At 68.9% G+C, this 19,661-nt stretch carries 18 protein-coding genes and 2 pseudogenes; 10 read left to right on the top strand and 10 right to left on the bottom strand.

From position 1 onward, the window contains the following. Positions 1 to 141 precede the first annotated feature (141 nt). Positions 142 to 1,692, top strand: coding sequence for a hypothetical protein (locus SRB17_RS42975; protein WP_153547342.1), 1,551 nt, complete (start codon positions 142 to 144; stop codon positions 1,690 to 1,692). 228 nt (positions 1,693 to 1,920) lie between these two features. On the opposite strand, the gene SRB17_RS42970 is transcribed toward SRB17_RS42975, so the two are convergent. Both SRB17_RS42970 and SRB17_RS42965 read right to left on the bottom strand, forming a co-directional pair. Continuing rightward, positions 1,921 to 2,409, bottom strand: coding sequence for a GNAT family N-acetyltransferase (locus SRB17_RS42970; RefSeq protein WP_153547340.1), 489 nt, complete (start codon positions 2,407 to 2,409; stop codon positions 1,921 to 1,923). A gap of 729 nt (positions 2,410 to 3,138) precedes the next feature. Further along, the gene (locus SRB17_RS42965) at positions 3,139 to 4,047 is read right to left on the bottom strand and encodes a transposase (protein WP_323377543.1); all 909 of its coding nucleotides are present in this window, start codon (positions 4,045 to 4,047) and stop codon (positions 3,139 to 3,141) included. A 513-nt stretch (positions 4,048 to 4,560) separates the two neighbouring features. Here SRB17_RS42965 and SRB17_RS42960 point away from each other — a divergent pair. From SRB17_RS42960 to SRB17_RS47845, 4 genes and pseudogenes are all read left to right on the top strand, one after another. Beyond that, a pseudogene (locus SRB17_RS42960) lies at positions 4,561 to 5,331 on the top strand ((Fe-S)-binding protein). A 61-nt stretch (positions 5,332 to 5,392) separates the two neighbouring features. After that, entirely contained in the window at positions 5,393 to 7,207 is a 1,815-nt protein-coding gene (locus SRB17_RS42955) for an FUSC family protein (RefSeq protein ID WP_323377542.1), read from the top strand. 701 nt (positions 7,208 to 7,908) lie between these two features. Then, positions 7,909 to 8,124 carry a hypothetical protein gene (locus tag SRB17_RS47850; protein ID WP_194294340.1) on the top strand — a complete coding sequence of 72 codons (216 nt, stop codon included), beginning with the start codon at positions 7,909 to 7,911 and terminating at the stop codon, positions 8,122 to 8,124. A gap of 22 nt (positions 8,125 to 8,146) precedes the next feature. Beyond that, positions 8,147 to 8,395: an ATP-binding protein gene (locus tag SRB17_RS47845; protein ID WP_267133507.1), complete on the top strand. Its 249-nt coding sequence runs from the start codon at positions 8,147 to 8,149 to the stop codon at positions 8,393 to 8,395. A 246-nt stretch (positions 8,396 to 8,641) separates the two neighbouring features. Here the strand turns inward: SRB17_RS47845 and SRB17_RS48350 are convergent, their stop codons facing one another. The 7 genes from SRB17_RS48350 to SRB17_RS42915 all read right to left on the bottom strand — a co-directional run bounded on the left by SRB17_RS48350 (position 8,642) and on the right by SRB17_RS42915 (position 15,828). Then, positions 8,642 to 9,946, bottom strand: a complete 1,305-nt coding sequence (locus tag SRB17_RS48350) for a PucR family transcriptional regulator (RefSeq protein WP_153547334.1) — start codon at positions 9,944 to 9,946, stop codon at positions 8,642 to 8,644. Positions 9,947 to 10,123: 177 nt separating this feature from the next. Further along, on the bottom strand, positions 10,124 to 11,755 hold the full coding sequence (locus tag SRB17_RS42940; protein ID WP_153547331.1) for a bifunctional 3-(3-hydroxy-phenyl)propionate/3-hydroxycinnamic acid hydroxylase: 1,632 nt from the start codon (positions 11,753 to 11,755) through the stop codon (positions 10,124 to 10,126). Between the two features lie 22 nt (positions 11,756 to 11,777). Continuing rightward, entirely contained in the window at positions 11,778 to 12,701 is a 924-nt protein-coding gene (locus tag SRB17_RS42935; protein ID WP_153547329.1) for a VOC family protein, read from the bottom strand. A 63-nt stretch (positions 12,702 to 12,764) separates the two neighbouring features. Next, positions 12,765 to 13,640 (bottom strand): fumarylacetoacetate hydrolase family protein, encoded by an 876-nt coding sequence (locus tag SRB17_RS42930; RefSeq protein WP_153547327.1) that lies wholly within the window; start codon positions 13,638 to 13,640, stop codon positions 12,765 to 12,767. 117 nt (positions 13,641 to 13,757) lie between these two features. Then, complete coding sequence (locus tag SRB17_RS42925; protein WP_153547326.1) at positions 13,758 to 14,147, bottom strand: lipocalin-like domain-containing protein; 390 nt, start codon at positions 14,145 to 14,147, stop codon at positions 13,758 to 13,760. Positions 14,148 to 14,441: 294 nt separating this feature from the next. Continuing rightward, complete coding sequence (locus SRB17_RS42920) at positions 14,442 to 14,582, bottom strand: hypothetical protein (RefSeq protein ID WP_153547322.1); 141 nt, start codon at positions 14,580 to 14,582, stop codon at positions 14,442 to 14,444. 319 nt (positions 14,583 to 14,901) lie between these two features. Beyond that, on the bottom strand, positions 14,902 to 15,828 hold the full coding sequence (locus SRB17_RS42915; RefSeq protein ID WP_194294343.1) for a PP2C family protein-serine/threonine phosphatase: 927 nt from the start codon (positions 15,826 to 15,828) through the stop codon (positions 14,902 to 14,904). Between the two features lie 4 nt (positions 15,829 to 15,832). Between SRB17_RS42915 and SRB17_RS48760 the strand changes: the two genes are divergently transcribed. Beyond that, positions 15,833 to 15,994, top strand: coding sequence for an SsgA family sporulation/cell division regulator (locus SRB17_RS48760; protein ID WP_153547381.1), 162 nt, complete (start codon positions 15,833 to 15,835; stop codon positions 15,992 to 15,994). 42 nt (positions 15,995 to 16,036) lie between these two features. Next, entirely contained in the window at positions 16,037 to 16,186 is a 150-nt protein-coding gene (locus SRB17_RS45765) for a hypothetical protein (protein WP_194294342.1), read from the top strand. 17 nt (positions 16,187 to 16,203) lie between these two features. Here the strand turns inward: SRB17_RS45765 and SRB17_RS42905 are convergent. Further along, positions 16,204 to 16,453 (bottom strand): annotated as a pseudogene (locus SRB17_RS42905) (transposase); the annotation flags it as partial. 422 nt (positions 16,454 to 16,875) lie between these two features. Here SRB17_RS42905 and SRB17_RS42900 point away from each other — a divergent pair. The 3 genes from SRB17_RS42900 to SRB17_RS42890 form a co-directional block, all read left to right on the top strand. Then, complete coding sequence (locus tag SRB17_RS42900; RefSeq protein ID WP_323377549.1) at positions 16,876 to 17,262, top strand: CbrC family protein; 387 nt, start codon at positions 16,876 to 16,878, stop codon at positions 17,260 to 17,262. Positions 17,263 to 17,445: 183 nt separating this feature from the next. After that, entirely contained in the window at positions 17,446 to 17,586 is a 141-nt protein-coding gene (locus tag SRB17_RS42895; protein WP_153547322.1) for a hypothetical protein, read from the top strand. A gap of 322 nt (positions 17,587 to 17,908) precedes the next feature. Beyond that, positions 17,909 to 19,661 (top strand): cytochrome P450 (locus SRB17_RS42890; protein WP_153547320.1); only part of this gene is annotated, 1,753 nt, incomplete at its 3' end.

The following is a 19,661-nucleotide window of genomic DNA, read 5'->3' as shown; positions in this document are numbered from 1 at the left end:
GGTCTCGACCGGGTCCGCGCCCGCGCGGGCTGACCCGCGATTATCCATTCCAAAGTGACCTGGGTCGTGGGATAACCCCGCTCTGCACCGACTGAGCACAAACCCCTCGAAGAATCCCTTCGCGGCGAGGATCATGGCGGGATGGCTGCATACCTCTACGACCGGCTGGTGGCAGAGGACGAATACCGCCAGCGCATCCGGCGGCATCGCCCCAGCTCACTGCTGCCGCTGATCGCCGCAGCGGCGGCACGCTACAGCACCCCGGAGCGGCCACAGCCTTGGCTGAAGAGCCCGTTGATGAAGTACACGCCCTGGGCTCTGGCTGACGCGGCCCGCGTCTGCCTGGCCTACGGCACCGAGTACCAGCGTTCCGAAGCCACCGAGCGTGATCTGCTGGAGATCCTGACGGCGTACTCCAGTTTGAAGGAACCCACCCTGCACGGCACGGACGAACCCACGGTCCGCCTCCGGGACTTCATGATGCGCCTGGGCGGCGAGCAGGGAGCCTGGCAGGCCCCGGAGTTCAACAGTCTCGCCCGTACCGCGGCGCTGTACCTGCACACGCCATTCCCCGCACACCGCCAGCCCCGCTGCATGGTCCCGGGCTGGGACACAGAGCTGTTCGGCTGTCCGCTGCCCGACTACGTCGGCACCGCGCAACTGCTGTGGGGATGCGCGCTGTTCAACGTTGGGCGTTTCGATCCCGCGATCTACGACAGCCCCGACGGGGAGAAGTTCAGCCGGGCGATCAGCCGAGAGACGGTCCTGAGCGTCATCGAGCGGCATTTCGCCACTGACGTGGCTTCCATCAAAGCAACCGAGAAGCAGACCGTGGAAAGCCTGGTGAGGGTGGCTGGCGGCAAAGCGGCCCAGCTGCGGCGCTTCACGTACAACCCGCTGCTCGGCCGGCCGGCGGTCACCGGCTTCGGACCCGGCCTGCTGTGCCCCTCACCACAGCTGGTCTGGCGCAAGGCGACTCCGGCCGGCATCTATCACACGGGCCGTGAGCACTTCGGAACAGGCTTCCTGCGGGAGACCGGCTATCTCTTCGAGGAGTACATCGGCCGCCAGCTCCGCCTGATACCGGATGCTGACGTCGTCGGTGAGATCACCTACCGGGTCAAGCGCAACGAACTCCTCAGCGTCGACTGGATCGTCGTCCTGGATGACCTGGTATTGCTCGTGGAGGTCAAGTCCATGATGCCGACCGAGAACGCCCGGCTCGGACTGGAAGACGGAGTGGCAGAGACCGACAGCAAACTGGCTCGCGCCTACCGCCAGGTCAACTCCACCTCGGCCCAGATCGACCAGCGCAATCCGGCATTCGCCGGCGTTCCGACCGACCGTCCACGTCAGGCATTGATCGTCACGCTTGAGCCGTTCCCGATCGCCAACGCCAACCTGCCCCACGTGGACCTGCCCGCCGCCGACATCCCCACCACGGTCGTCGGCGCCCAGGAGATCGAACGCCTGGTGACCTTGACCGACACCACGCCCAGCGCGCTGCTCCTCGAACGGGCGGCCGACCCCCTGCGCTCCATATGGGCGCTCAACGAGTGCCTCAACGGGCACGAGGGCGACCGCAACCCGGTCCTCGACCAGGGATGGGCGGCCTACCCATGGGCGACGGCCCGGCTTCCTGCCGCCTCGGATGCGCTGCAGCCGTACGGCGCGGGTACACGTACTCAGTAGCGAATCGCCCGAACCGTCGTCTGCGAGGCGCACGGCCCCCTGCCGTTACTCGGGTTCAACGACGCCCTCCGCGGGGAACGTCACCGGCGGCCCGGCCCCAACCATTCCTCTCGGCCGGATCGAGGGTCATTGAGGCGACGGCACACACGGAGCGCGCGGCGTCCAGCGGCTCCTGCATGCCGGTCACCATGCAGGCGAAGCCGGTGCCCTGCCAACCGGCACACCGCGTCATTCCGAAGGAATGCGAAACTCGAATTCGGGACGGTCCCACTGCACGGCGGGCGGGTTCGCGAGCGCGGTCCCGGTCCGCACTGCACCGACGCGGTGGTAGAAATCCTCGGCGGGAGGATGCGACACGACCTTGAGACGGTCGAGCCCGGCGGCACGAGCCTCGGACTGCATGTGCGCGACGAGCAGCCGTCCAATACCCCGTCCTTGCACTTCGTCGGCAACTAACAGCAGGTCGAGCTCCGGTGGAGCAAGGACGAGCGAGTAGAACCCGAGGACCCGGCCTGCCTGCTCGTCGGCGCCGACGGCCACAAAGGCGCGGTGGGCCTCAATGTAATCAGGACCGACCCGGTAGCCCGCGACGGCGGCTGCGTACTTACCCTCGTAGGCGCCTGAGCCACGCACGAGCCGCGTGAGCCGTTTGGCATCCCGCGCGACGGCCCTCCGTATCGTGATCGGCTGACTGATCGGGGAAGTGCGTGAACTCATCGGGAGAGTATTTCGCACCGGGGCGTGCCGCCGTGCGGGGGGGCGGCTGCTCGGGCAGGATTCCTGCACCGCTCCCGGGAACCGCCTGACCAGGCCCCGATCGACCAATTCGCTGCCGCCGCATCGACCGCCCGCCGACAGCAACTGGGACGCCCGAACCGCTGCGGAGGAGCCGGAGAACGGGGTGGTCATCCGCTGCTTCCCCTGCGCCTGCCGCAGCGAGGGCCAGCCTGTGCAGGACGACTTCAGGCTGGCCTCGTGAGCCGCGTCAGGAGACGCTCGACTTTGCGCTAGCAAGCGGTGTGTCCTGGTTGATCGCACCAAGTCCCTGGGTCGTGTGTTGCGCATCGGCCGTATAACGCGTGCCGTCGCTGTGTCCTTGCTTCGGGTGGCTCCCAAGAGGACAACCGAGTGCTACGGCGCCCGCGCCGGCGTTGCAACCCACCGATTCGGAAGCCCCGCTTGGCCGCACCCGCGGGGCTTCTCATCGAGTGGCGCTCTCACGCGCCTGTCACCAACTGCATCGACTCCCCCGGACCGGGAGCCTCCGACCTGGCATTACGCGCCCGTTTTGGACTGCTCGGACGCCCATGGACGGTATTTACAACCTGTGCCATGTGGTACCCAGTGAGGGACCCAAGATCAGGACCGGAGCGTCTTCTGGCCCGTCAAAGCGGTATTGCAGGGTGTTCGGGGGTGTCTCACTCACGCCCCAGACCCTCTCACGTCTCACGGACGCCCCAATAACAGGGGGACGCTGGATACCGTCCTGACCAGGTTGAAGACCTCTCGGGCGGCATATCGCTTGAGGCATCGGATGATCTCGCGTCGGGTCTTGCCCTCCTGGGTGCGGCGTTCGTAGTACGCCTGGGTACGCGGGTCGTGGCGCAGGCGGGTGAACACGATTCGGTGCAGGGCGGCGTTGGCCTGGCGGTCGCCGCCATGGTTGAGCCGGCGCGTGCGCCGTCGGCCGGAGGAGTACTCGACGGGGCTGACTCCGCAAAGGGCAGCAAAGGACGCCTCGGTGCTCAGCCGCTCGGGGTTGTCCCCCATGGTGATCAGGAGAGTGACGGCGCTGTCCGGACCGATGCCCACCGGTACGAGCAGCTGTGGGGCGTGACGTTCGACGAGCCGGGTCAGGCGCTGGTTCAGCTCATTGATCTGTCCGGTGAGCTGTTCGATGCGCTCGGCGAGCATTCTCAGGGTCATGTGGGTGGCCTGCGCCACCGTGCACTCGCCGTCCTCGCCGACGCCTGGCCCGAGGCGTGCGCAGGTGCGGAACAGCTCGCGGTTGCCCAGTCTGGACAGTCGTTCCCTCAGTGTGGGATCGGCGATGACCAGGACGGCTTTGAGCTGGTTGATCGCCTGGGTACGGGCCTTGACCGCGGAGTCCTTGGCGAGCTTGAAGATCCGGGCGCTGTGCACCGGACCGTCGCCGGACTTGGCCCGGGCCCGGGCGCGGCCACTGAGCACGGCCCGCGCGGCGGCCTGCGCGTCGAGCGGGTCCGACTTCCCCAGCAGCCAGCGGGCCGAGCGGTCGGGGCGGTTCACTTCGTATACCTCGACCTGCTGGGCCAGCAGGTAGCGGGACAGGCCCGCGCCGAAGGTGCCGGTGCCCTCCACACCGGCACGGCGCACCGTACCCAGCTTGCGGGCCCACATGAGCAGCCGCCGGTGCCGACGGCATGGGCGAGGGCCGCGTCGAGGAACTGACGGAGCCCGGCGAGGGGCGGCGCGACGGCGGTGGCGAGGAGTAGGGAGCCCGTGGCGGGTCGAGGTCGGGCGTGACGAAAAGAGGGCCCGTGGCGCGGTCGCCGCCCAGTACGGCGGGCCCGTCCCATGCGCTTGGGGTCCTAGGAGTCGTCGCAACACCCCATCTCACGGGGTGTGATGGAGTTCGAGATCCGCAAGGTGCACAGGGTGGCCAAGGACGCAAGAAGCTGGTCCGTGAGCGGGAGGCATACTTCCGGCTCACGGACGCCATTGTGCCGCATGCACGCAGGTTGACCTGGATCTTTGCACTGTTTGTATACAAGATTGCGTTCAACTTGAATACGTGTCGGCGGCGAACCTTCCACCGCAATGGCAGTCCATTCCTGCGCGACTCAGACTGGAAGCGGGCGACATCTGTTCGAATGAGAAAGGGACGCCATGCGCACCGCGCTGTTCGTCACGTTCCAAAACGACGCTCTGTTCCCAGCGACAGGCCAGGCTACCGTCAAGCTGCTGCGGCGGCTCGGGGTCGAGCTGGGGTTCCCCACCACTCAGAGCTGTTGCGGCCAGATGCACTACAACACCGGCTACCGAACCGAAACAGCGAAACTGGTCCGCCACTTCGTGGAGGTTTTCGGCGCCTACGACCGGATCATCGTGCCCTCGGCATCATGCGGCGGGCTGCCTTCGGAGGCATACGCGGCGGCCGCCGAGTCCGTCGGGGACGACGACCTGCTTGCGGAGGTCGGCGCGATCACGCCCCGGGTGTACGAGGTGACGCGGTTCCTCACCGACATCCTGGACGTGGAAGGAATGGGTGCCTATTTTCCGCACCGCGTCACCCACCACCCCACCTGCGTGCCTCGCAGCTCGGCGAGCGGCCCTACCGGCTGCTACGGGCGGTACTGGGCATCGACTTCGTCGAGCTACCCGCGCAGGAGGAGTGCTGCGGCTTCGGCGGCGCCTTCTCGATCAAGAACGGCGCCGTCTTCGGTGCCATGAACGGTGGGGAAGGCCCGGCACGTGCTGGAGACCGGGGCGCACGTCCCGGCGGCGGTGGACAACTCCTGCCTGATGAACATCCGCGGCCGTCTCGCCAAGGACGGCCACACCGTGCGCCCCGTGCACCTTGTCGAGATCCTGGCCAGGTCAGTGGAAGACGGGCCGCAGGGCGGCGTACCGGTGGCGCGAAGCGAGGTTGTGCGATGAGGGATCTCTTCCCATGACAGCCAGAGCAGAAGCCTCGCGGTCTCGCCGTCCCCGGACGGCCGTGACCACACGGCTGCGGCGGGCCCTGGGCACAGCGCATGCGGGCTTCCCGTTCGCCGCCGCGCTGCGCGGCGTCGTAGCGCTGGCTCTTCCCCTGTTGGTGGGACTGTGGACAGGACACATGGGTCCCGCCGTGTTCGCCGGCATCGGCGCCCTATGGGGTGTGGGGCAGGACAGTTCGTCCCCCTACCGGTTGCGCATGCGCCGACAGCTGGCCGTGGGGCTGGCCAGTGCCCTCGGTCTGCTTCTCGGAGAACTCGCGCTGCGCAGCGGGTACAGGGCCGCAGTGGCGGGCTGTCTGGTCGCCACTGCTCTGGTCGGCGGCCTGATCAGTCTGCGTGGCCCCATCCTTTCCGTGACGGGCATGCACCTGGTCCTCGGAGCCACCGTCGGCAGCGGTATCGCCCTGTCCGGACCTTGGTGGCAGCCGCCGCTCGCACTGCTGTCCGGAGTGCTCCTCGTCACCTTCTTGTCCACGAGTCCGTGGCTGTGGCGGCGGCACCGCATCGAGTCCGACTCCGTGCGCGCCGTGTACCGCACCGCCGCACAGGCGCTGACGGCCGTCGGCACCCCGCAGGCCGAATCCGCACGACGCTCCATGACGCTGGCGCTCAACGACGCGCACGACGTCATGGCCCCCGACCTGACGGCGGCAACCCGGCATAAGCAGGAAGATCCTGACGCCCGTCGGCTGCGCAAAGCCCTGAGTCTGGCCGTGCGCCTCGGCGAGGTGGTGTCGGCGCTCGTGTCGGAGGGACGCCCGCTCCCGCCCGGCGTGGCCAATCTCCCCGTGACGATGGCCGAGCGACTGCTTCCGGCAGGGAAGGGCACCGCCACCGAGCAGGTTCCCGTCCCGGCCGAGAAGGCCGTACCCGAGCACGACCTGCGCTCACCCGCCGTACGAGCACTCGTCGGGCTGGGCGCGACGGCCGACGCGGAAGCCGACGCGGACGAGGTCCTGTCTGTGCCTGCACGTCAACGGCCAGGTCGGACCGACCGTTCGCGATACGCCGTTCTGCTCGCGGCCTGTGTCCTGGTCGCCTACATCAGCTCTTTGCTGCTGCATCGTCCACGAGGCTATTGGTTGCCCATGACCGTGGTCTTCATCTACAAGCCGGACTTCGGTCCCGTCCTGCGCCGGGCGGTGAACCGCTGCGTCGGCACGGTCGTCGGCGTCGCCGCGATCGGCGCGGTCGCCCTGCTGACCGGCAACACCCCGTACGCACTCATCGGGACATTGGCGGTCTTCGGCGCGCTCATGGCCGTAGGCGTCCGCCATCACTACGCCATCGCCACCACCGGTCTGACCGGGATCGTCTTCGTCCTCGTCGACCTGCTCGGAGACCACCGGACGCTGTACGGCACCCGCATCCTGGACACCACCCTGGCCGCGGCGATCGTACTGGTGGCGAACTTCCTCGTGTGGCCGGACTCCCCCGGGAACTGGGCCGCGGCGCAGACCGACGCCGCGCTGCTCGCCGTCCGCCGGTACCGCGACCTGGCGCCGAGCGCCACCACCACCCAGCGTCAGCAACTGCGCCGCGCGGCCTACAGCCTCCTGGCCGACGCGCGGCGCGCTGCAGCTCAGGCCCACGCCGAACCTACCCCGCCGAAGCGCAGACTGCCGAACTGGGAGGCAACGATCACTGCTGCCGAGCGAGTCTGCGACGCCGTTACGGCCGAAGTTCTGGCCGGCACCGCGAGGCCCGCAGGGAGTCGTCGGCCGGACGGTCACCGAGAGAGCGGCGTGCAGGAGGACGCGGGCCATGGCGCGACAGCCTCCACCCCTCGCCGACCGCGACCCCGCGGTGCATGATTCATCCCGCAGCTGACCGGCGTGGCCGAACGGCAGGCTGCGACGGGCACGCAAGGCGTAGGCATCCAGCCTGTCAGCCCTTCCCTCGTACCACCCAACTGGACAGACGAGGTCACACCTGGGCGCTGTTCGACCGATCGCCGACTGCGCGGGCTGCGGCTCATCCGGGCAGAGCACGCGGTCCACGCCCGGGTGACCTGCGGGTCGTCTCCGCCAGCGGGCAGCCCGGGCCGAACGCCTTGACACGGGCGCCACTGGAATCCCGGCCTTCTGCGCCGTGCCGACGTGGGCACCCAGGTCACCAGGGGCGGATTGACGCGACGCCCCGACCGGTTCCCAGCCCGTGGCCTCCGTCTCGCGGATCGATCGGGCGGCGCACAGGCTGGATGGTGGAGGTGAGTTGCCGTGGCGCACGACGAAGCAATCACTCCCGATGAAGATGCTGCCGTTCTCGAAATTCTGTTCGATAAAATACCTGCGGGCCTGCTGATCCTGGACCCGGATCTGCGAGTCCTGCGGATCAACCTCGCCCGCCCCGACGGGTCCGCCGAGATCCCTGACCTGCCGAGCGGACCTCCTTTGGGCACTGCCGAGGGACCTCCGTTCGCCGCTGCCACGGTCCCTGTCGCCGCCGACAGCGTCCTCCTTTCTACACCGCGGCCCTCCTGCACGCCTCCCCGCCCGCGGACACCCTGCAACGGGTGCCGGCCCAGCCAAACCGGCCCCTGCAGGATCTGTGCGACGACATGCTCTACCGGCTGCACAACGACACCCGCGACGGCGACGTCGTCCTGCTCCTCGCCCGTACCCACCCCTTCCCCGCCGACCAGCTCGCCGCGTGGGACATCGACTACCACCTCACAGCTGTCGCCACGCGCCCACAACCAGCATCGACTCGCCCGCTGGGGAGTGCCTGAGGAAACCGCCTACATCACCGAAATGATCGTCAGTGAACTGGTCACCAATGCCGTCCGCTACGGCAGCCCGCCTCTGCGACTGCAGCTCGTCAAGGACCGGACCCTCACCTGCAAGGTCTACGACAGCAATCCCGTCGCACCGCGGTTACACCACGCGCAGACGGTCGATGAAGGCGGGCGTGGCCTGTTCATCGTCGCCCAACTCGCGCAGAACTGGGGCGTCCGCTACCGCCCCGACGGCAAGACGGTGTGGGCCGAGCAGATTCTCTGACTCAGTCCGACCAGTGCGTGAAGCAGGCGAGTGCGGTGCCGGCAGCTTTGCCGGGTCGCCCCGATTGTGCCAGCCACACGGGCAAGCGCCGACCAGCGGCAAGGCATGCGCCGTCCGTGCGGCACGTGGCGTGGTTCGCCAACCGGTCCGGTCACACCACGGGGGTGAAGGGTTGCGGCGGAAGCAGCCGCTCCGGCCCTCGACTCCGCCTGGCGGACCGTCCGTCACGGCACCTTGTACTCGAGGTCAGCTCCTGGCCGATGGGCCGTGGGGCGAGGCGGCGTCGATTTCGAGCGCCACGCGCACTTCCAGCGAGCTGATTCCCGTGGTGGTGACTGGCAGCAGTTCCTCCGCGCGTTTGACGCGGTACGTGACGGTGTTGCGGGCTACGTGCAGGTGTTCGGCCGCGGCGCGGGGACTGCGTTCCTCGGCGAGGTAGACGCGCAGAGTTTCGCGCAGCTCACGCAGGCGGGCCCCCTCGGAGGCCAGCGGCCCGAGGACCTCCTGCACGAACCAGCGTGCGTGTTCGGGATCGGCCGTGACGAGGGCCGCCAGGCGGATGTCCTGGTAGTCGCAGAGCCAGGAGCCCGACGCGTGCGAGGCCATCCGTTGTGCCTGCAACGCCCCAAGATGGCTGCGGCGCATGCCGTGGGGCCCTGGTGCGGGCGGGCCGAGAGCCGCGCGCACTCCTGCCGGCTCGGGCAGGGAGCTGCGCAGGTGCCGGACGTGGTCTTCGTCGGTCTTGCCGCTGACGGCGAACCATGCCCACACATGGTTGTCGTGAGCCGGGATGACGAGCGTCCTGGCCGCTCCCAGGGCGCGGGCCATGGTTGAGGTCGCGTGGTGCAGCCGTTGGGCGGCGGGCGCGGCGGTGGCGGTGTCGTCGCTCCACAGCACCGCGGCCACGTGCGTGCCTGACAGGTCGTACCGCAGACGCAGGGCGGCGGCTTTTTGGTCGACCGGGCGGGCGGCCAGCAGTTCGTCGATGACGGCGCGGCGGGCGGCTTCGTCACTGCCGCGCCAGCGGTCCCGTTCGGCGATGTACTCCTCGGCCATCACGCTCGAATGGGCGTCGACGTAGGTGAACATCAGGTCGTCGATCCGGCGCAGCTCGGCCAGGCGCTGGTCGGCCGGGACGTGCTCCTCGACCGCTGCTGCCAGGCCGCGCGCCAGCTGCGCGTGCCCGAGCCGCACTCCCCGCAGGACGAGCTCCAGCGGGATGCCGCGGCGCGCGAACTCCCGGCATCCTTCCAGCGCATCCTCGGTGAGGGTGGGGAGGGGCCGGCCGATGTCGGACGCCATCAGGTGCAGGAACGTCAGCACCACGGACTGGGTCACACGCCGCAGGGTGGTCGCGGCAGCGGGACCGCCGCCGTGCTCGGGCACCTTCCTGAGGACCTCCTCCGCGATGGCGTCGGCGCTCTGGAGCGCCCACTCGACCGGGCCCGCGCCGAGTTCCGTGCGTGCCGCGGCCAGTTCCGCCGGTGACAGGACGGGCTCGGTCAGGCGGCCGGGGTCCGGCCGCAACCACTGGAGCCACTGTCCCCTCACGCTTCTCGTCCCTCCGTCGCGGGGAAGGTGGGCGAGCGGGCCGCTCGCAGCTGCAACCCAGGTCAGAGAACCATATCTTCCCTGCTGAGTCGAGCAGCCGCGGACCCCGCCGCTGAGGACGACGAGCGCCGCCGTGCAGGCCGGCGGCAGGATGCGTCCTGCCGCCGGCCTGCACGGTCAGCACCGTTTTGGGGCCGCCGTGAGCCCGCCGCGCAGCGCAGTGACCAGACGCGGGAGGTCGGCCGTACTCTTGGCGCCGCCGAAGACGTAGAAGTCGGGGCGCACCAGCATGGCCTCGATGCCCGTACGGGCCAGGTCGGACAGGTAGGTGCGGTCGAGATCGACGACGTCGTCGGGGCCGTTCGCCGCCGGGTCGTCGGTGATCCTCAGCAGGCGGAGCCCGACCTGCTCACACCAGGCCAGGGTGTCCTCGTCGAGCCCGTCACGCGGATCACCGGTGGTGAGCAGGGTGAGCCCGATGCCGACGGTTTCGTCGAACATGCCGGTACGGCCCCTGAACCGCACCCGTCCCTGCCGGCTGAGCTGCCCGGTCGGCTCCGCGGCGGCGCCGGTGCAGTCGCGGTCCAGCAGTCCGCCGGTGAAGGTCACCAGGAACTGATCTCCTTGGGGTACGCGGCCTGCCTGCTGGTCGGCGATCATGCGGGCGTCGCGCTCGGCGGCTGCGGCCGGGTCCGGCTCGCAGATGACCCTCCCCAGCATCACGGACTTCTCGATCGCATTCTGCAGATGCTGGCATCGCTCGGTGGTGTAGGTGTCCAGCAGACTGTCGTCGGCTTTTCCGGACAGCACCAGGTCGAGCTTCCAACTCAGGTTGATGGCGTCACGGAGGCCCGAGCACAGTCCCTGCCCGGCGAACGGCGGCATCTGGTGGGCCGCGTCCCCGGCCAGCAGCAGCCGGCCGTCGCGCCAGGAGTCCGCCCAGCGTGCCTGGAAGGTGTAGACGGTTTGCCGCTCGAGGGTGGCGTTGTCCGGGTGCAGGTCCCACGGCTCGAGCAGCTTCCAGGCGGTCTCGGCCTGGAGGAGCTCGGCGATGGACTCGTCGGGCAGGCGCATGAATTCCCACCGACGGCGGCCGGGGCCGCCGACCACCGCTGTGGTCGGCCGGGCCGGATCGCAGACCTGCAGGTTCCGTGGCGTCCATGCGCGGTCCCGGTCATGGGGCATGACGTCGAGGACCAGCCAGTCGTACTTGAAGCCGAGGTCGGTGACCGAGGTGTGCATGCACGAGCGGATGAGGCTGTTGGCGCCGTCGCAGCCGACGACGTACGCGGCCCGGAGGGTACGCTGCACGCGCACCCCGTCACGGAGCAGAGGTTCGTCTCCCGTGCTCTCCGCCACGGTGACTTCCACCGTCGTGGGGCCCGCCTGGACTGCCACGGCTTCCCAGCCGCGCAGGACGTCGATCCCCGGCAGCGAGTGGACGCGCTCGTTCAGGACCGCTTCCACGGTGGGCTGGTTGAACGCGCTCAGGTTGGGCCAGCCGGAGTAGTTGTCGTCCGAGAAGTCGTAACGGAGGAGTAGCTGATCCTCTCCGTTGCGCCACTCGTAGTCCACGGCGGGTTCACTGACAGCGGCCATGTCCAACCCCAGCGACGCCAGGATGCGGCCGGCCTCATGGTCGAAGACGACCGCGCGCGGCAGCGGGTACTGCTGCGGCCAGCGTTCCACGATGCCGACGCGGCGGCCTCGGGTTGCCAGCTGGATGGCCGTGGCCAGCCCGACCGGACCGGCGCCGACGACCAGCACGTCGTAGGTCTCCGCGGCGAGACCCTCGGTCGAGGTGCTCATGATTGCGTTCCTTTTCGTCTGTTCAGCCGGCGTCGTGCGCGCCGGTCATCATCGCGGCGAGGTCCTCGGGGCGGAGGAAGGAGGGCGGTACAGGCGGGCCCCAGTTGTACAGGGCGAGGCGGGCGTCCTCCCACGTCCCGGGGGTCCACAGCTGGTCGTCGACGATGCAGTCCATGTCGGAGTAGTACTCGGAGAAGTTGCCGGCCGGGTCCCGGAGGTACCAGAAGAAGTTCGACCCCAGCTGGTGGCGGCCCAGCCCCCAGACGTGGCGCTCGGGGTGGTCCTCCAGCATCCGGGTGGCGCCGCGTCCCACCTCGTCCACGTCGTCCACCTGCCAGGAGGTGTGGTGCAGGAAGGAGATGGGGGCCTTCTGGACGAGGACGTTGTGGTGGTCGGTGGAGCACCGCAGGAACGCCGCGCCCGGTACCAGGTCGCTGACCCTGAAGCCGAGCCCTTCGGTGAAGAAGCGCTGGGAGGCTTCCTGGTCGGTGGAGCCCAGGACGACGTGTCCGAGGCGGCGGACGCGCACCGGACCCTCACGCAGCACGCCGGGGGCGCGCTCGCCGGTCCGCTCGTTCCGCCCGGGAGCGTTGTACGGCATCCGCGCGGCGGCGGGCTGCACGATGCGCGGCTGCACCTCGACGGTCACCGTCACCTCGGTGCCCGGGTCGACCGCGCGCAGGCGGTGGGTGTCCCGGACGAACGGCACCTCGAGCCGGTCGAGGGCCGAGCCGATCCGCCCGAGGTCGTCCTGGTCGTCGGCGCTCAGGGTGAGTTCCTCCAGGCGGCGCCGCGCCGCGTAAACGATCTTGAGCTGTTCGCCACCGTCGGCAGTGGCGAATCGGCCGTCGCCGAGGTCGGTCAGTCCGAAATCGGCGTAGTAGGCCGAGGTGTCGGCCACATTGGGCACCCCGATCGTGATGTGCGCCATGCGGTGCAGGGCCATGGCAGTCTCCTCAAAGAGCTTCAGTGTGCGGGTGGTGTACGCAGACAGGTGTGTGGCCGCGCGTCAGACGGCCTGGGTGCCTTCGGGGTAGGTGGGGCCGGCGACCAGGGGGTTGCGCAGCTCACCGATGCCGCCGATCCAGCTGCGCAGTTCCTCGCCGGGGGCGAGGAACCGGCGCGGGTTCCGGGCGCCACCCACGCCGGCCGGGGTGCCGGTGAAGATCAGGTCGCCGGGCAGCAGCGTGCAGATCGACGACATCCAGGCGATCTGCCGGGACACCGAGAAGATCATCTGGGAGGTACGGGAGTCCTGCATGGTCTCGCCGTCGATCGCGCAGCCGAGCGCGAGGTCGTCGGGGTTGTCGAACTCGTCCGGGGTGACCAGTACCGGCCCGGTCGGGCTGAAGCCGGGGAACGACTTGCCGAGGGAGAACTGGGGCGCCGGTCCCGACAACTGGATGCCGCGCTCGGACAGGTCCTGGCCGAGCGTGAGGCCGGCCACGTACTGCCACGCGTCCGAAGCGGCGACCTGGTGCGCCTCACGACCGATCACCGCTACCAGCTCGACCTCCCAGTCGACCAGGGCACTCGGCAGCTCGACCGTGGCGTAGGGCCCGGTCAGGGACGTGACGTACTTGGTGAAGACAGCGGGACGCTCCGGTACGGCGACCCCCGACTCCGCCACGTGGTCGGCGTAGTTCAGCCCGACCGCGAAGACCTGCCGCGGGCGGGGCACCGGCGCGCCCAGCTGCTGCTCCACCACGGCGATCCGCTCGTGGCCGGTCGCGGCCGCCGACTGGGCCCAGTCGCGGAACTCGGCCCAGCGGTCGAAGACCGCCTGCGGGTCCGAGGAGAACAGGCCGTCGCTGGCCTTCTCCACATCTGCGGCGCCGTCGGGGAAGACGAGCACGAGACGGCTGTTGAGCGTGGCTGTCCGCATGGCACAGCACCTCCATGTTCAGAAAGGAGAAGGGGGAACGGGACGATCGGGTGATCAGTCGGACGGTCGTTGTCGCTGCTCCGGCTGTGTGGCGGACACTGGGCCCGTCCTACGTCGTCAGGCGTCGGCCCGTCGCCAGACAATGCGCACCTGGGAGTCGTCGGCCCCGGCAGCTGTCAGCTCCAGCCGTCCCGGGCCGAACTGGACCTCGCGTACCAGGTCCGTCCCCGTCCACGGTGCGTAGTGACTGGTCTGAACGTGGTGCACGACCGACCCGTCCGCCTCGCGCTCCCAGCGTCCGGCGTACGCCACGGTCCCGGTGGCTGTCTCCTCGAACGGGGATACGAACGGGGCGTCATCGGGATGGGCTGTCAGCAGTGCGCTCATCCAGCCGTCGGCGGCGTAGTGCAGCATCCCCCTGGGACGCTCCCCGAGCGGACGGACGACCGTCCCCTGTCGTGTCAGCGAGAAGTCCTCAAGGACCCAAGCTCCGAGCAAACTGTCCATGTGTGCCTCGCACCGTGCTTCAGTTCCGTCGGCTCGGCCGCGCAGACATCGTCACAGCACCACGGTGACGGCCCGGCGGCCGGGCCGAGTGGCCGGCTCCTGCCACCCACACAGAGCAGTCAACCCGCGACCGCGGCACGGGATCTTGGTCCTCGGAACTAAAAATTCCGCTTGCTTTGGGCTCGCGCACCCATGTGAGCAGCGCCGGTCCGCAACCCGCGCTTCGAAACGAAATGGAGTAGCTCGCGCGCCACCCGTGTCGCGCGACGCCCTCTCTTTGTGCCGCAGGCACGATCAGAGGTTCGTGCCGGTGCTGCCCTCGCCCTTCGATGAGTTCCGCCGCGTGGTCTCGCCCTTGGCGGAGGCGCCCTTCCCAAGCTCCTCCAGCAGCTCCAGGAGCGCGGCGTCCGCCTTTCTCTCGACGGCTCCCCGCATGGCGGAGTGTTGCCGGCAGGGAGTGCGGTGCGGACCGCGTGGTGGGGTCGGGGGGCAGTCCCATGCAGCGTTGGAAAGGGGTTTCGGGCCCTGGCCGCCCCACCACGACCGGCCCTTGCGACAGGGAGACGACCATGCACAAGCTCGTGCAGCGCGCCGCCCCCGCGACCACCTCGGCCGCCATCACCGCGGCAGCCGTCCTCGGCGCCGGGGGCACCGCCTCCGCCGGGCGCGGGCGAGGTGGGCGCCGCAGACTGTGCAACGGAAGAGCATGGCGGTCGCCCGCTCGCATCGGGGTGAGGGAATGCGCGGAACGTGTTCAGCCGGCCAGACCGTGACGGCCAGCTGGCTGTGGACGAGTGCGACCGTCGGCATGGGACGCGACGAGCGGCCGGTGCAGATGGTGTGACGGGGTGCGTTCGATGATCAGGAAAGCGGCGTCGTCGGTGAGCTGCTCGCCGGTGTGCGCGAGCAGGTCGCGGTGAATGTGGTGCAGCAAGGCGTCGGGGCTTGAGGCGGAGAAGGAGGCGACTCGTTCGGCGGGCGGGTAGAAGGCTCCGGTCGGTGAGCGGGCTTCGATCACGCCGTCGGTGTAGAGCAGCAGCATGTCGCCCGGTTCCAATGCGAACCAGTCGGTCCGGTCGTTGAGTACGCACAGAGCACGCAGGCCCAATGGGGGTGCGGGACGGCGGGAGTTCAGAGCAGATACCTGGTCACCGCGGATCAGCAGGGGCGGCGGATGGCCGCAATTGAGCATCTCAGCCTGTGGGCCCTGATCGGAGATGTCGATCATGATGGCGGTGATGAAGTGCTCGCCGGCATCGTGCGCGGTGTCGGCGACCTCCTCCAGGTTCCGGCAGATGCTCTCTTCGACGGCGGTGGCGAGCTCGGGCAAGGAGGGGTACCGGTGCGCGCCCTCACGGAACGCACTCATCGCCACCGATGCTTCGCCGACGGAGGCAAGACCACGGCCTCGTACGTCGCCGATGAGTACCCGGGTGCAGGGGTGATCAGCGCGGGCGACCGCCAACAGGTCGCCCCCGATCTGGGCCTCGTCCTCGGCGGCCAGATACAGCCAGGCCACCCGCAACGGCCCGATCCGGCGAGGTGGAGGCCGCAGCAGAACCCGCTGCGCCGTCTCAGCCACCGACCGCAACCGGCTCAGCTCCCGGGCATGCCGCTCCCGCACATAACAGACGAAGACCACCAGAGCTGACAGCACAGCCAGGGCGATCAGCTGCGCCACGTGGTTGGTCGCTCTCGGGTCTCGCGCGGGCACCGCCCTGCTCGAGGTTCCCGTACAGGACGTCAAAGCATTCCTGGAGAGCACGGAGGCTCTGGTGCCACGGGGCACCGAAGCCGGACGCATCGACTGGGACGCCGAACTGGCGTACCTGCTCTCGCCAGGCTGACCACTGACCATCCGCGCTCATACAGAAAAGGAACGAGTGTCCATGTCCCAGTACCAGCTCCGTGTCTACACGTTGTGCAGCCCTGAGGCGCTCGTCGCCTACGAGAACATCTGGTCCAGGCACATCCCCGGTGGCGAAGCATCGGATCACCACGCACGGCGTCTGGACGGTGCCCGCGGCTCCCGGAAGTAAGACGCCCCAGATGTGCGTGCGGCGCAGGCGCGTCGGCTCCACCCAACCGCGGTCCAGCGCGGCGTACAGGGCTCCGTGCCCGCGCCGGTGCTCGACCGCCAGTGACAGCTCGACCAGCGTCTTCACCGGCCCGTCCGCGCACAGCACCGCATCAGTGAGCTCGAAGAGCGCATCCGCGCGAGCGTAGAGGCATTCGTAGAACTCGACCCGAAAGCGGGACAACACGTCCAACGCCTCGCCTGCGGGCGCATCGACAGACAGACTCATACACAGCGGCCGTTCTCTTGGTGCTTCGTGACACGACATCTCGAAGCGTGGAGAACGGCCGCCTCCGCTGTCCCAGAAAGAGCCGCAGATCAGCAGGTCGGGTGACCTGCGACGTTAAACGTCAAGCTCAGTGCGTACGCTGCGAGCGTCTGGCCATTTTCCGGCCCGGATCGCGACCGGAGCCCGCCGCCTCACCCTCCACCTGCCAGAACGCTTGCGTTGGGCCGACGACTTCACCGACCTGTGGACAGCCACCGGCCAGCGCATGCTCACCTGAACCACCCCACTCGACCTGACCGCCCACCACACGGAGAGACCTCGGAGACCCGGCACCGGACGGCCACCCGGCCCACCACGCTGCCCGCACCCCGAAAGATCACCCCGAAACCGCCTGAGACCGCAGATCAGAATTCACGCGGTGGATCCAGGCTGAACGCTTCGCTGGTGAATTCATAGACTCCTACGGGCTGGACGGTGTCAGCGAGGACGTCTTGCATGAGGTCACCCGTCGCACCCCTGGATTCCACGCCTGGCAGGATCCGCACTGGCTCGTCCACTGCCACGACGCGGCCGCCTTCGTGGGCGAAGTCGGGTACACCGAGTTGGTGGCGCATCCGGAAGCCCTCGAGCAGCTGCGGGCCGACATGCGTCTCGACGGCTGGCACGACGAAAACCAGCTTGAGCACTTCTTGACCCACCTAGGCGAGCGGGCGACCGCCATGCTCTTCCGTTGCACAGTCTGCGGCGCCCACCTCGCCCGCGCCCGGCGGAGGCGGTGCCCCCGGCGCCGAGGACGGCTGCCGCGGTGATGGCGGCCGAGGTGGTCGCGGGGGCGGCGCGCTGCACGAGCTTGTGCATGGTCGTCTCCCTGTCGCAAGGGCCGGTCGTGGTGGGGCGGCCAGGGCCCGAAACCCCTTTCCAACGCTGCATGGGACTGCCCCCCGACCCCACCACGCGGTCCGCACCGCACTCCCTGCCGGCAACACTCCGCCATGCGGGGAGCCGTCGAGAGAAAGGCGGACGCCGCGCTCCTGGAGCTGCTGGAGGAGCTTGGGAAGGGCGCCTCCGCCAAGGGCGAGACCACGCGGCGGAACTCATCGAAGGGCGAGGGCAGCACCGGCACGAACCTCTGATCGTGCCTGCGGCACAAAGAGAGGGCGTCGCGCGACACGGGTGGCGCGCGAGCTACTCCATTTCGTTTCGAAGCGCGGGTTGCGGACCGGCGCTGCTCACATGGGTGCGCGAGCCCAAAGCAAGCGGAATTTTTAGTTCCGAGGACCAAGATCCCGTGCCGCGGTCGCGGGTTGACTGCTCTGTGTGGGTGGCAGGAGCCGGCTACTCGCTTTCCGTACTGCGTATGGTTTCAATTCCATACGGCGTATGTTTCTGTAGGGCGCCACGGCATCGACCTGCGCAGCGCGCCCTTGCCCACCCCTCCACGCAGAGGAGCAAGACATGACCACGCACTCCGCGAACGACCTTCGCCCCATCCGGTCCTCGCACGGGATCCCGATCCTGGGCCAGCCGCAGATACCCGACACCAACCCGGTGGCGTACTTCGCCGAGCAGGCCAAGCAGTTCCCCGAGGGCATCTACAGCGTGGACCTCGCCGGCCAGGAGAACGTCTTCGTCTACGACCCGGACCTGATCACCGAGGTCTCCGACGAGACCCGTTTCGGGAAGTCGATCTTCGCGCCGCTGACTCACGTCCGGGACTACACCGGCACCGGCCTGTTCACGGCCGCCGACGACGAAGAGGTCTGGGGCATGGCGCACCGGATCCTCATGCCGGCGTTCAGCCAGCGGGCCATGAAGGGCTACTTCGGCCAGATGCTGGAGATCGCCCAGAACCTGGTCGGCAAGTGGGAGCGCAAGGAGGGCCAGCCGGTCAAGATCACCGACGACTACACCCGGCTCACCCTGGACACCATCGCCCTGTCCGGGTTCGGCTACCGGTTCGATTCCTTCGACAAGGAGCAGTTGCACCCCTTCCTCAACGCGATCCTCGAGGCGCTGACCGAGTCGATGCGGCGCACGCAGGAGCTGCCGTCGATGACCGCGCTGCGGGTGGACGACGACAAGCGGTACCACGAGAACATCCAGCTGATGCGGGACCTGGTCGAAAATGTGATCAAGGAGCGCCGTCAGGGGAAGCCCAGCGGTGAGGACGACCTGCTGGGCCTGATGCTGGAGGCCACCGACCCGGAGACCGGCAAGCCGCTGGACGACGACAACGTCCGCGACCAGGTCGTGACCTTCCTGATCGCCGGCCACGAGACCACCAGCGGTCTGCTGGCGTTCGCCACCTACTCGCTGATGCGCAACCCGCACGTGCTGGCCCAAGCCTACGCCGAGGTGGACCGGATGCTGCCGGGCGACACGGTGCCGGACTACGACACCATCATGAAGATGGACGTGATCCCGCGGATCCTGGAGGAGACCCTGCGCCTCTGGGCTCCCATCCCGCAGATCATGAAGGCCCCGATCGAGGACACCGTCATCGGCGGCCAGTACGAACTCAAGGCGGGCACGAAGGTGAACCTGCTGATGGGGCCGCTCCACACGCACCCCAAGGCGTGGGACCGCCCCGAGGAGTTCGACATCGACCGGTGGCTGCCGGAGAACCGCGCCCAGCACCACCAGCACGCCTACAAGCCGTTCGGCAACGGCCGGCGTGCCTGCATCGGCCGGCAGTTCGCGCTCACCGAGGCCAAGCTGGCCCTGGCGCTGGTGCTGCAGAAGTTCAAGTTCTCCGACACCAGCGACTACAAGATGGACGTGCGGGAGGCGTTGACGCGCAAGCCCGGCGACTTCGAACTGGTGGTGCGCCAGCGTCAGGAGCACGAGCGGACCGTCTTCAGCGTCGCAGCCCTGGACAGCGACGAGGCCCACGAGCAGGCAGCGGTCAGTGGTGTCGGTGTGAACCTGACCGTCGCCTACGGCTCCAGCCTGGGTTCGTGTGAGGACCTGGCGCGTACCATCGCCGACCGCGGCGAGCGTTCCGGCTTCGGCACCACGCTGGTGAGCCTGGACGAGCTGGGTGACAACCTGCCCTCCGAGGGCCTGCTCGCCGTGGTGGCGGCCAGCTACAACGGCAAGGCTCCCGACAACGCCCAGCGCTTCGACGACCTGCTCGCCGCCGGGCTGCCCGAGGGCTCGCTGTCGAATGTGCGGTACGCGCTGCTGGGCGCCGGCAACACCCAGTGGG

This window comes from Streptomyces sp. RB17 (assembly GCF_009604455.1).
Taxonomy (GTDB): Bacteria; Actinomycetota; Actinomycetes; order Streptomycetales; family Streptomycetaceae; genus Streptomyces.
The sequence above is the reverse complement of the archived record's forward strand: the minus strand, read 5'-3'. Positions and strand labels throughout refer to the sequence as shown.

Excerpts from the sequence above, each read along its gene's own strand:
- SRB17_RS47845 (WP_267133507.1), top strand. The coding sequence starts at position 8,147 with ATGATCGTCAGTGAACTGGTCACCAATGCCGTCCGCTACGGCAGCCCG.
- SRB17_RS42895 (WP_153547322.1), top strand. The coding sequence starts at position 17,446 with ATGCGGGGAGCCGTCGAGAGAAAGGCGGACGCCGCGCTCCTGGAGCTG.
- SRB17_RS42940 (WP_153547331.1), bottom strand. The coding sequence starts at position 11,755 with ATGAGCACCTCGACCGAGGGTCTCGCCGCGGAGACCTACGACGTGCTG.
- SRB17_RS42935 (WP_153547329.1), bottom strand. The coding sequence starts at position 12,701 with ATGGCCCTGCACCGCATGGCGCACATCACGATCGGGGTGCCCAATGTG.
- SRB17_RS42930 (WP_153547327.1), bottom strand. The coding sequence starts at position 13,640 with ATGCGGACAGCCACGCTCAACAGCCGTCTCGTGCTCGTCTTCCCCGAC.
- SRB17_RS45765 (WP_194294342.1), top strand. The coding sequence starts at position 16,037 with ATGTCCCAGTACCAGCTCCGTGTCTACACGTTGTGCAGCCCTGAGGCG.
- SRB17_RS42920 (WP_153547322.1), bottom strand. The coding sequence starts at position 14,582 with ATGCGGGGAGCCGTCGAGAGAAAGGCGGACGCCGCGCTCCTGGAGCTG.
- SRB17_RS42975 (WP_153547342.1), top strand. The coding sequence starts at position 142 with ATGGCTGCATACCTCTACGACCGGCTGGTGGCAGAGGACGAATACCGC.
- SRB17_RS42970 (WP_153547340.1), bottom strand. The coding sequence starts at position 2,409 with ATGAGTTCACGCACTTCCCCGATCAGTCAGCCGATCACGATACGGAGG.
- SRB17_RS42925 (WP_153547326.1), bottom strand. The coding sequence starts at position 14,147 with ATGGACAGTTTGCTCGGAGCTTGGGTCCTTGAGGACTTCTCGCTGACA.